11 protein-coding genes are annotated in these 11,454 nt (G+C 70.2%); all 11 read right to left on the minus strand.

The genetic code is table 11. From position 1 onward, the window contains the following. Positions 1-4: 4 nt before the first annotated feature. Positions 5-1,027 carry an adenosyl-hopene transferase HpnH gene (gene hpnH / locus OHS59_RS08460; RefSeq protein ID WP_328492756.1) on the minus strand — a complete coding sequence of 341 codons (1,023 nt, stop codon included), beginning with the start codon at positions 1,025-1,027 and terminating at the stop codon, positions 5-7. A 5-nt stretch (positions 1,028-1,032) separates the two neighbouring features. After that, a complete protein-coding gene (locus OHS59_RS08465) occupies positions 1,033-1,677 on the minus strand; it encodes a phosphorylase family protein (RefSeq protein WP_328492757.1) in 645 nt (214 codons plus the stop codon). Continuing rightward, positions 1,677-3,713, minus strand: a complete 2,037-nt coding sequence (gene shc / locus OHS59_RS08470) for a squalene--hopene cyclase (RefSeq protein WP_328492758.1) — start codon at positions 3,711-3,713, stop codon at positions 1,677-1,679. Before shc ends, OHS59_RS08465 begins: the two co-directional genes overlap by 1 nt. 110 nt (positions 3,714-3,823) lie before the next feature. Beyond that, positions 3,824-4,969, minus strand: a complete 1,146-nt coding sequence (locus OHS59_RS08475; protein WP_443061404.1) for a polyprenyl synthetase family protein — start codon at positions 4,967-4,969, stop codon at positions 3,824-3,826. Then, positions 4,966-6,390 (minus strand): hydroxysqualene dehydroxylase HpnE, encoded by a 1,425-nt coding sequence (gene hpnE, locus OHS59_RS08480; RefSeq protein WP_328492759.1) that lies wholly within the window; start codon positions 6,388-6,390, stop codon positions 4,966-4,968. Before hpnE ends, OHS59_RS08475 begins: the two co-directional genes overlap by 4 nt. Continuing rightward, a complete protein-coding gene (locus tag OHS59_RS44520; RefSeq protein ID WP_443061618.1) occupies positions 6,387-6,527 on the minus strand; it encodes a DUF6380 family protein in 141 nt (46 codons plus the stop codon). Before OHS59_RS44520 ends, hpnE begins: the two co-directional genes overlap by 4 nt. Then, the gene (gene hpnD, locus OHS59_RS08485) at positions 6,527-7,477 is read right to left on the minus strand and encodes a presqualene diphosphate synthase HpnD (RefSeq protein ID WP_328492760.1); all 951 of its coding nucleotides are present in this window, start codon (positions 7,475-7,477) and stop codon (positions 6,527-6,529) included. Before hpnD ends, OHS59_RS44520 begins: the two co-directional genes overlap by 1 nt. Beyond that, a complete protein-coding gene (hpnC, locus tag OHS59_RS08490; protein ID WP_328492761.1) occupies positions 7,474-8,376 on the minus strand; it encodes a squalene synthase HpnC in 903 nt (300 codons plus the stop codon). The genes hpnD and hpnC overlap by 4 nt, the downstream gene beginning before the upstream one ends. Before the next feature lie 385 nt (positions 8,377-8,761). Further along, the gene (locus OHS59_RS08495; protein WP_328492762.1) at positions 8,762-9,544 is read right to left on the minus strand and encodes an ABC transporter ATP-binding protein; all 783 of its coding nucleotides are present in this window, start codon (positions 9,542-9,544) and stop codon (positions 8,762-8,764) included. Beyond that, on the minus strand, positions 9,537-10,472 hold the full coding sequence (locus tag OHS59_RS08500) for an ABC transporter permease (protein WP_328492763.1): 936 nt from the start codon (positions 10,470-10,472) through the stop codon (positions 9,537-9,539). Before OHS59_RS08500 ends, OHS59_RS08495 begins: the two co-directional genes overlap by 8 nt. A gap of 97 nt (positions 10,473-10,569) precedes the next feature. Next, complete coding sequence (locus OHS59_RS08505) at positions 10,570-11,424, minus strand: glycosyltransferase family 2 protein (protein WP_443061619.1); 855 nt, start codon at positions 11,422-11,424, stop codon at positions 10,570-10,572. Between the last annotated feature and the right edge of the window lie 30 nt (positions 11,425-11,454).

An 11,454-nucleotide genomic window follows, 5' to 3' on the forward strand; every position in this document is an offset into this window, starting at 1 on the left:
CACGTCACCCGCGGTTTCCCGAGACGGTCTCGCGGGCGGCCCGCAGGGACTCCTTGAGGGAGCCCATGGTGGCCATGACCGCCGTCGGCTCGTAGCCGCAGTGCGCCATGCAGTTGGCGCAGCGCGGGTCCTTGCCGCGGCCGTAGGCGTCCCAGTCGGTCTTCTCGATGAGGTCCTTGTACGTCGTGACGTACCCGTCGCTCATCAGGTAGCAGGGCTTCTGCCAGCCGAAGAGCGAGTAGTTGGGGATCGCCCACGCCGTGCAGGGGAAGTCGACCTTGCCCTCCAGGAAGTCCAGGAAGAGCGGGGAGTGGTTGAGCCGCCAGCGCAGGCGGTTGCCGCCCGCGAAGGCCTTCTTGAACAGTTCGCGGGTCTGTTCCACGCCCAGGAAGTGCTCCTGGTCGGGCGCCTTCTCGTAGGCGTACGCGGGCGAGATCATCATCTCGTCCACCTTCAGGTCGTCATTGAGGTAGTTGAGCACCTCGATGATCGTCTGCGGGGTGTCGGTGTTGAAGAAGGTCGAGTTGGTGGTCACCCGGAAGCCGCGCTTCTTGGCCTCCTTGATGGCCGCGACCGCCTCGTCGAACACCCCTTCCTTGGCGACGGACTCGTCGTGCCGCTCCCGCAGGCCGTCGATGTGCACGGCGAACGCGAAGTACGGCGAGGGCGTGAACTTGTCCATCTTCTTGCGCAGCAGCATGGCGTTGGTGCACAGGAAGATGTACTTCTTCTTGGCCACCAACTGCCGCACGATCTCGTCGATATGAGGGTGCATCAACGGTTCGCCACCGGCGATGGACACCATCGGCGCGCCCGATTCGAGCACCGCGCCCACGGCCTGCGCCACCGGCATGCGCTGCTTGAGCACTCCGGCGGGGTGCTGGATCTTGCCGCAGCCCTCGCACGCGAGATTGCAGGCGTAGAGCGGTTCCAGCTCGACGATCAGCGGGAACTTGTCCCGCCTGCGGAGTTTCTGTTCCATGAGATACGTCGCGACCTTGATGGTCTGGCGGAGCGGCATGGCCATCTGGCTCACCTCCTGGGGAGCAACAAAGAACGGTGCCATTCGAAAAAAACAGGAAGGACGGCACGAAGAACACGGAAGGCTGATATTCCACCGCGTACCGTGCCGATCCGGACGAGTTCATGTTCCGGGGCGTCCACGACCACCCGTACGGCGGCAACCGGGCGCTCACCCGCCCGGACCGCGCTGTGCAGCGTGGCGGCCGACTCCATGTCGACCGCGATCGCGCCGGTCGCGAACAGATCCTGCCGTTCGTGACCGCGGACCACGTGATCGGAACCGGCGAGCGGTCCCGTGTGGACGGCGCGCCCGGGCAGGACCCGTCTCAGTTCCCCGACGAGCAGGCCGGTGCCCACGCACGGCGTGGTGCCGCGCGGGTCCCGGGTCTCCTCGGCGACGACCAGGTCCCCCGGATGCATACCGGGGGCGAGCCCGGCACAGAAACCCGTGGCCAGGACGGCCGCCCCGCTCAGCGCAGGTCCGGCCAGCGCCCTGCCGACCGCCCGTTCGGCGGCCAGCGGTCCCATGCCCGTACGCAGCACGGTGACCGGTCCTCCGGCGCCGCCCCGGTCCCCGCCGGTGCGCAGGGCGAGTTGCTCGATGCCCAGCGCGCAGGCGATGAGCAGCGGGGAGGCGTCCGGTTTCGCGCTCATCAGCTCGCCCTGCCGAAGGAGCCCTGGGAACTCTGGGAACTCTGCAGGTCGGCGAACGGTTCGCCGTTGACGTACCGGCCGAGTGCGGTGAGCGGGAACACCTGCCGGTAGAGGTGGTAGTTGATGGAGAAGTCCCACGGGAACCCGGTGCCGGTGAAGTACGGCTCGTCCCAGGAGCCGTCCGCGAGCTGGGTCTGGGCGAGCCAGGCGATCCCGCGCTCGACGGCCTTGGAGTCCCGCTCCCCGGCCGCGAGCAGCGCCAGCAGCGCCCACGCGGTCTGGGAGGCGGTCGAGGCGCCCCGTCCGCTCCACTCCGCGACGTCGTGGTAGGAGCGCAGGTCCTCGCCCCAGCCTCCGTCCTCGTTCTGTACGGTCTCCAGCCAGGCCACCGCCCGGCGGATCGCGGGATGTGAGCCGGGCAGTCCGGCGGCTACCAGCGCGGGCACCACCGACCCTGTCCCGTATACGTAGTTGACACCCCAGCGGCCGAACCAGGAGCCGTTCGCCTCCTGTTCGGCGAGCAGCCACTCGATGCCCCTGCGGGTGCGCGGGTCGTGGGCCAGGCCCTCGACGGCGAGCATCTCCACGACGTGCGCGGTGACGTCGGCGGACGGCGGGTCGATGACCTCGCCGAAGTCGCAGAACGGCAGCCGGTTGGGGAAGGGACTGGTGTTGTCGACGTCGAAGGCGCCCCACGCGCCGTTCTTCGACTGCATGCCGAGGTTCCAGCGCACCCCGCGCCCGATGGCCTTCTCCACCCGCTCCGGGTCGTGGTGCCTGACCCGGCGCAGCGCGAGGACCACCTCGGCGGTGTCGTCGATGTCGGGGTAGTTGTCGTTGTGGAACTCGAACGCCCAGCCGCCGGGCTGGAGTCCGGGCCTCTTGACCGCCCAGTCGCCGGGGCGGACGATCTCCTCTCCGAGCATCCAGTCCGCGGCCCGCACCATCTGCGGGTGGTCGGCGGGTACGCCCGCGTCGGCGAGCGCGATGGTGGCGAGGCAGGTGTCCCACACCGGGGACTGACAGGCCTCGATCATCCGGGCCCCGTCCTCGCGCCACAGGGCGAAGCGGTCCAGGGAGGCCAGTCCCTCACGCATCACGGGGTGTTCGAGGTCGTAGCCGAGCAGGTAGAGGGCGATGACCGAGTAGACGGCCGGCGGCTGAATGCCTCCCCAGCATCCGTCGTTCTCCTGGCGCTCGATGATCCAGCGGGCCGCGGTGTTCATCGCGGCCCGGCGGAGCCGGCGCGGCGCGACCTTGCGGTAGGAGTGCAGGGCCTTGTCGAGCCGCTGGAACGCTCCGTCCCAACTCGCCACCGGCGCGAAGGGCTTGACCGGGTTGGGATTATGGGGGTCGGCGTGCAGCTCGTCCAGTGCGAAGGGCGCGGGCCGTACCGGGCGCTTCGCGGAGACGACGGTGAGCGGCACGATGGTCTGCCGGGCCCAGCAGCCGAAGTCGTAGATGTTGAGCGGCATCCACTTCGGGAACCAGATGAGCTCCGGCGGGAGTTCGGGGAGGTCGTCCCACTTCCACCAGCCGAACAGGGCCAGCCAGATCCGGGTGAAGACACGGGCCGCGGCGATGCCGCCCCGCTCACGGATCCACGCGGACGCCCTCGCCATGTGCGGATCGTCCGGCGCGTCACCGGCCAGCCGCAGGGCAACGTACGCCTCGATGGTGGTGGAGAGTTCGCCCGGTCCGCCGTAGAAGGAGGCCCAGGTGCCGTCCTCGCGCTGCTCGCCGCGGATGAACAGCGCGGCGGCGTGGGTGGTCTTCTCGTCGTCGATGCCGAGGAACTGACGGAGCAGCAGGTCTTCGGCGTCCATGGTGACGTTGGTCTCCAGGTCGCCCTTCCACCAGCCCTCGGCGTCCTGCGTGCTCAGCAGGAAGTCGGTGGCACGCTGTATCGCGTGCGAGGCGGCGTCTCGAATATCGGCTGTCCCGGCCGCCGCGGGAGTCGATTCTGTCCGGATGTCGCTGGCCGAGGCAGCGCGGGGCGGGAGGGCCCCGGTGCTTCCGTCGGTCGTCGCTGTCATGGCTTCCCCTTCGTGCAGTGGCATGTCTCTGCTGGGTCCGCCGTCGGCCGGTGCTCGTGCTTCCGCAGCACCGGCCGGCGACTACGCGAGGGTTATTCGACCGATAGTGATCATCTCTTCCGTACGACGACGAAGTCTGCGAGCTCCACGAACTGCGCCCGCACCCGGTCCGGCATGTCGATCGTGTCGAGCGCCTCGATGGCTACGGTGTGCTGGCGGCGCGCCTCCTGGGCGGTCCACTCGCGGCCGCCGGCCTCCTCGATGAGCGCGGCGCGCACGGCGAACTCCTCCTCGGAGAAGTTCTCGAAGTCGCTGCTCTTGGCGTCCGCGGCGAGCAGTTCGCCCAGCCGCTCGGAGGCCGGGCCGCCGGCCGCGAGCGCGGCCACGACGGGCAGGGACTTCTTGCGCTGACGCAGGTCGCTCCAGGTCTGCTTGCCGGTGGCCACCGGGTCGCCCCAGATGCCGAGGAGGTCGTCGACGGCCTGGAAGGCGAGGCCGAGGTGGTAGCCGTACTTCTCCAGCGTGTCGGCCGTGCGGTCGTCGGCGCCGCCGAGGACCGCGCCGATGGAGCAGGCGCAGGCGAGCAGGGCGCCGGTCTTGTTGCCCTCCATTTCCAGGCACTCCTCGACGCTGACGCGGTCGCGGTGCTCGTAGGAGATGTCCTGGGCCTGGCCGTCGATCAGCGCGCGGGTGGCGGTGGTGAGGCGGCGGGTGGCGCGGCCCGCCTCGACCGTGCCGAGCTCCAGGAGCAGTTCGTTGGCCAGCGCGAACAGGGCGTCGCCGACGAGGATCGCCTGGGCGGGTCCGTGCACCTTCCAGACGGTGTCACGGTGGCGGCGCTGCTCGTCGCCGTCCATCAGGTCGTCGTGCAGGAGTGAGAAGTTGTGCACCAGTTCAACCGCGACCGCGCCCGGCACGCCCACCTCGGGGGCGGCGCCCGCGGCCTCGGCGGACAGCACGGCGAGGGCGGGGCGCACGGCCTTGCCGCCGTCGCCCTCGGCGGGGTTGCCCTCGGCGTCGATCCAGCCGAAGTGGTAGGCGGCGACGGTGTCCATGGGAGGTGCGAGGCGGTCGATGGCCGCCCGCAGTACCGGTGAGGCCAGGGTCCGGCCGCGCTCCAGGAGCGCGGTCACGTCCACCGCGTCGGCAGCCTTCGATGCCGGGGGCACAGTGGGCACAGTCTCTCCTCTATTTGCGATACGGGGGGTGCGGGAGCCAGTGCCGCGGCGGGCAGCCGCGCTCTGATCGAGCGTCACGCCGCCTCCTCGAAGAGCTCGAAGAGGTGGTCGCGGGGCCGGCCCAGAGCGCCGAGGGCGGCGTCGGCCGCGCTCACGCCGCTGCGGACCGCACTCTCCATGGTCGCGGGCCACCCGGTGGCGGTCCACGCGCCGGCCAGGTACAGGCCGGGTGCCTTGGTGCGGGCGCCGGGCCGCAGCCGTCCGACGCCGGGGGTCGGGGCGAACGTCGCCGTGCGCTCCCTGGTCACGAAGAAGTCGCGGACCCGCGCGTCCCTGGTGTGCGGCAGCAACCGCTCCAGCTCCGGCAGGTAGCGCTTGCGCAGCGCCGCGACGGGTGTGTCGATCTCGTCCTGCGCGGCCGACTGGGACAGCGCGAGGTACTGGCCCTCCTTGAGCCCGGACGCCTCGGTGCGGTCGAAGACCCACTGCACCGGGGAGCCGAGCGCGGCGAAGAACGGTGTGCTCAGCACCTTGCGGTCGTACACGACGTGGATGTTGAGGATGGGCGCCGTACCGATCTCCAGCAGCCGTTCCGGGGCGTCGAGTGCGCCCTCGGGCAGCAGATCGTGGGCCTCGCGCTGCGGCACCGCGAGCACGACCGTGTCGGCGTCGAGCGTCTCACCGGGAACCGATACGCTCCAACGGCCGTTCTCGTGTTGGGAGATGGAGGTGACTCGTGTACGGACTTCGGTACGGACTCCCGCGGAGTCGAGCGCCTTGCGGGCCAGCCGGTCGTGCAGTTCACCCAGCGGGACGCGCGCCCAGCCGATGTCGGCGGCGCCCGGGTCGGACAGCAGACCGGTCTTGAACACCATCGCGGCGAGCCCGAGCGACGTGTCGCCGGCCACCGCGTTGAGGGTGGCGACCCCCACCAGGTCCCACAGTGCCTCGATGGCCCGGTCCGACTGACCGTGCGCGGTCAGCCAGCCGCCGAAGCTCCGCGTGTCGAGCGCCGGATCGGCGAGATCGAGTCCTTTGAGCGCCAGTGCGGCACGGCCGACCTTGGCGCGCTCCGCGAGCGACAGGTGCGGGTAGGTCGCGAGGCTGCGCGCCAGATGCAGCGGGACGGGCAGCGCCGTTCGGCCGATTCTGCCGAGCCGTCGTCCGGGTGGCGCGTCGGCGTCGAGGACGGGCACGTCGAGACGGTCCTGCAGCGGTGCGAGGCGGGCTCCGTCGACGCGGTCGAGGAACCAGCGGTATGCCGTGCAGCAGCGCAGGTACACATGCTGGCCGTTGTCCACGGTGAGTCCGTCGCGCTGGAAGGAGAAGGCGAGGCCGCCCAGCCGGGGCCTGCCTTCGAGCAGCGTCACCCGGAGTCCCGCGTCGGCCAGCGCGAGCGCCGCGGTCGTCCCCGCGAGCCCCCCGCCGACCACTACGGCCGTCGCGGGGCGGCTCGACGCGTCGGCATCGAGCCCCTCGTCCTGCGTCGTGTCGTTCATCGTGCACCTTCCCCCGCGGCCCCGCCGTGCCGGTGGAGCGGGGCACGGGCGGCCGTTGCAGTCAGGGACGCCGCCCTTGACCGGAGGGTTGCGCGCCGTTTCCAGGTACGTGCGTCATCTTGGCCCGGAATGTCCATCAAGCGCGCCTCCTGATGGTCCGGCGGGAGACGTGCCGGGCGTCGAGACCGGAGAGGCCGCGCACGGCGACGTACGCCTTCTCGCGTCCGGGGAGCGAGACCCGGCCGCGCAGGACGGCCTCCGGCTCGCGCTCGATGCGGTCCAGGAGGCGGCGGTAGATGCCGGCCATCGCGGCGACGCAGGCGCCGCTGCGGCGGTCCAGCATGGGCAGCAGCCGGTAGCCCTCCGCGAAGAGCGCGCGGGCCCGGCGCACTTCGAAGTGCACGAGGCCCGCGAAATCGGAGCCCTCGGGTGGCCGCGGCCCGTTGAACCCGGCCGAGCAGCCGAACTTCGCCAGGTCGTCCGCCGGCAGATACGTCCGCCCGTCCTCGGCGTCCTCGCGAACGTCCCTGAGGATGTTGGTCAGTTGCAGCGCGAGCCCGAGGGTGTCCGCGTACTCCGGCGCCCGCTCGGCTCCGCGCGCCCCCGGTTCCGTACCGAAGACGCCGAGCGAGAGCCGGCCGATGGCGCCGGCGACGCAGCGGCAGTAGACCTTCAGGTCGTCCCAGGTCTCGTACGTCTCGCCGCGGACGTCCATGAGCACGCCGTCGATGAGTTCGTCGAGGCCGTCGAGCGGGACCGGGAAGTGGTCCGCCGTGTGGCGCAGGGCGACGGCGACCGGATCGGTGTCGTCCTCGTCCACCGAGCGGTCGCGGACCCGGGCGAGCAGCGCCCGGGTGTCCTCCAGCCGCTTCGCCTTGACCTCGGGCGCGAGCGCGCCGTCACCGATGTCGTCGACGCGCCGTGAGAACGCGTACAGCGCCGACATCGCACGGCGCTTGGGCGTCGGCAGCAGCCGGATGCCGTACGCGAAATTCCGGGCCTGCTGCCCGGTGACCGCCTCGCAGTAGCCGTAAGCGGCGAGTACCGGTGCGGACATGTGTGGTTCCGACTCCACGGTCCGGATCACCCCTCTCCTCGCAGAGTCACTCCCACCTCGCGCAGCAACTGGATCTTGCCGGGCTTCGGCGGGCCGGGAAGTACGTCGTATTCGGCGGCGGCGATCGCACGGATTGCCGCCCTTCCTCCTGCCACGAACCCCGCGAGCAGCAGCTTCAGCCTGCCGTGGACGCTACCCACGAGGGGGGTGCCTTCATTCAGGAGGTTCCGGGCGCGTTCTGCTTCGTATGCAACCAGTGCGCGCGCCGATGCGCCTGCCGTGGGCGCGGCGAGATCCGCCTCCTGGACGTGAAAGCGCTTCATGTCCTCGGCGGGAAGGTAGATGCGGTCGCGGCCGAGGTCCTCGGCGACGTCCTGGAGGTGCTCGACGACCTGCAGGGCCGTGCAGACGGCGTCGGAGCGGCGGACCCGCTCGGGGGTCGAGGTGCCGGTGACGGACAGGACCAGTCGGCCGACCGGGTTGGCGGACAGCTCGCAGTAGGCGAGGAGGTCGTCCCAGGTCTCGTACCGCTTGACGAGCTGGTCCTGGCGGTTCGCCGCGATCAGGCCGAGGAAGGGCTCCGGGGTCAGTCCGGTGCGGCGGACCGTCGGCTGCAGGCGGCGCAGGAGCGGGTGGCCCGGCGTCGAGTCGAAGACCTTGCGCAGATCCGCCTCGAAGGCGTCGAGCAGGACGAGCCGGTCCTTCGCCTCCTCGGGGGACACGCCCAGGAGGCGGGCGTCGGCGCCGCCGGGGGCGAGGTCCCCGTCGCCGATGTCGTCGACGAGCCGGGCGAAGCCGTAGACGGCCATGAGGTCGGCCCGCCAGGCCTTGGGCAGGAAGAACGGCGCCACGGGAAAGTTCTCGTCCGCGGCCTTGTCGAGGGTGCTGCGCTCCGGGTCACCGGCGCGCGCGGTTCCGACTGGCGTCATCACTCGCCGCCCGGGCCGGGAACGGCATACGCGCAGACGGCACACGCACAGCGGAGCTGGAGAGATTCCGTAGCCATTGCCGTCACATCACCCGTTCTACACTGCTGACCCAATGGTGCCTATTTCGGACACGCCGCCCGGCCGTCCGCGCAGCAGACCCTCTGTGGGGGTGTCGCGCTTTTCGCCCCACTTGCCGCGAATCAGCACCGGTACAGCTTACGTTGTACAACCCGCCATGCCCCGCCGGGGTGTCCTGCACATCACAAGAACACACCGATTGGCGTCAAGATTCCTACGGGCGCCCGGAGTTGGCGTTTCCTTTGCAGACGCAGGGCCCCACCGAACCGTTCCGGCGGGGCCCTGCGTGGTTCTTCTACGACTCGGGCTACTTGCCCGTGAACTTCTCGTACTCCCGAAGGACCTCGTCGGTCGGGCCGTCCAGGCGCAGCTCGCCGCGCTCCAGCCACAGGACGCGGTCGCACGTGTCACGGATGGACTTGTTGTTGTGGCTGACGAGGAACACCGTGCCGGCCTCCTTGCGGAGCTCCCGGATCCGGGCCTCGGAGCGCTTCTGGAACTTGCGGTCGCCGGTCGCGAGGGCCTCGTCGATCATGAGGACGTCGTGGTCCTTGGCGGCGGCGATGGAGAAGCGCAGCCGGGCGGCCATGCCGGAGGAGTAGGTGCGCATGGGCAGGGTGATGAAGTCGCCCTTCTCGTTGATCCCCGAGAAGTCGACGATGTCCTGGTAGCGCTCCCTGATCTGCTCGCGGGTCATGCCCATGGCCAGTCCGCCGAGGATGACGTTCCGCTCGCCCGTGAGGTCGTTCATCAGGGCCGCGTTGACGCCGAGGAGCGAGGGCTGGCCGTCGGTGTAGACGTGGCCCTTCTCCGCGGGGAGCAGACCGGCGATGGCCCGCAGCAGGGTGGACTTGCCGGAGCCGTTGGAGCCGATGAGGCCGATGGCCTCACCGCGGTAGGACTTGAAGGAGACACCGCGGACGGCGTGCACCTTGCGCACGCCCCGCTCCTCGCCGCGCTTGATTATGCGGCTGAGGGCGGAGGTCGCGCTGCCCTTGCCGGTCTTGGCACCGTTGACCCGGTAGACGATGTGCAGCTCGTCCGCGATGACGGTCGGGATCAGGGGGGTCCTGTCGTTCTGCTCAGCCACGGCCGTAACGCTCCTCAGCCTTCCAGAAGTACACGAATCCGCCCACGGCGACGAGGACGGCCCAGCCGGCCGCGACCGCCCACACGTGCGGCGGCAGGACCTTCGACGCGGGACCGTAGCCGTCGATCAGCGCGAAGCGCATCAGGTCCATGTAGATGGCGGCCGGGTTCCACTGGAGGACGTCGGCGATCCACTTGGGGTGCTTTTCGAGCATCAGGGGGATCGAGAACATGACACCGGACGCGTACATCCACGTACGCATCACGAACGGCATGAGCTGGGCCAGGTCGGGGGTCTTGGAGCCCATCCTCGCCATGATCATCGCGAGGCCGGTGTTGAAGAGGAACTGCAGCACCAGGATCGGGATGATCAGCAGCCAGGACAGCCGGGGGTAGCTGCCGAAGCCGACCGCCACGACGAACAGCACGATCATCGAGAAGAGCAGCTGCTGGAGCTGCTGCAGCGAGAACGAGATCGGCAGCGCGGCGCGCGGGAAGTGCAGCGCCCGGACCAGTCCCAGGTTCCCGGAGATCGCGCGCACGCCCGCCATCACCGAGCTCTGGGTGAAGGTGAAGACGAAGACGCCCGTCACCAGGAACGGGATGTAGACCTCCCGCTCCATGCCGCGGTCGGCCTCCAGGATCAGGCCGAAGATCAGGAAGTACACGGCCGCGTTCAGCAGCGGTGTGGCCACCTGCCACAGCTGGCCGAGCTTGGCCTGGCTGTACTGGGCGGTGAGCTTCGCCTGCGAGAAGGCGAGGATGAAGTGACGTCGTCCCCAGAGCTGGCTGACGTACTCGACGAGTCCGGGCCGGGCGCCGCTGACGGCCAGCCCGTACTTGGCGGCGAGGTCCGCCGCGGAGAGCCCTTCATCGGGGGACGGAGGGGCGCTCACCGCGACGCCGCCGTCATGCGTTGTCTCACTCACAGTGGAAACTTTCGTCCTCAGGATGCGCGGCCTGGTGGGGCGTAGGCCAAAGACAGGGACCGGGGTACGGCCCGAATGCTCTCAGATATCGAGCTTGTCAGATGACGGGTGGTCGGCCCAGTCGGGTCAGGCGCCACACCGTACGCCACTTCATGGGGCGCCGGGGCCCGCACGGGCTGGTCCAGCCCTCCTTGAAACCGCCGAACCAGGCCTTCAGGGCCGGGCGCGAGGGGCGGCGGGCGAGCGTGAGCAGCATCCACACGCCGAGGTACACCGGGACCAGCGGGGCGGGCAGGTTGCGGCGGGCGAGCCAGACGCGGTTGCGGGCGACCATCCGGTGGTAGACCGCGTGCCGCGAGGGTGCGGTCGTGGGGTGGTTGAGCACCATGTCCGAGCGGTAGTCGATCATCCAGCCCGCGTCGAGGGCCCGCCATGCGAGGTCGGTCTCCTCGTGGGCGTAGAAGAACTCGTCGGGAAGCCCGCCGACCTCGGCGAGCACCTTCGTACGGACGGCGTTGGCACCGCCGAGGAAGGTGGTCACGCGGGAGTTGCGCATCGGGTCGGAGGCGCGCAGCCGTGGCACGTGGCGGCGCTGGGTGATCCCGGTCTCGGGGTCGGCGATGCGGAAGCTGACGATGCCCAGCTCCGGGTCGGCCGCGAAGGCCTGCCGGCAGAGCTCGGCGGTGTCGTGGCGGGCCAGGAGGCCGTCGTCGTCCAGGAAGAGCAGGACGTCCACGTCGGTGCCGCCGGGGCCGAACGCCTCGATGCCGACGTTGCGGCCGCCGGGGATGCCGAGGTTCTCGGGCAGTTCGACCGTGCGGACGCCTGGTATGGAACCGGTGACGTCCGGGACGGGCGAGCCGTTGCCGACCACGACCACCTCGACCGGGTCGCCGTCCTGCTTGGCGACCGAGTCGAGGAGGGCACGGAGCTCGTCGGGTCGGTTGCCCATGGTGATGATCACCGCGCCGACCTTCGTGGC

The sequence above is a fragment of the Streptomyces sp. NBC_00414 genome (assembly GCF_036038375.1).
Classification (GTDB): domain Bacteria; phylum Actinomycetota; class Actinomycetes; order Streptomycetales; family Streptomycetaceae; genus Streptomyces.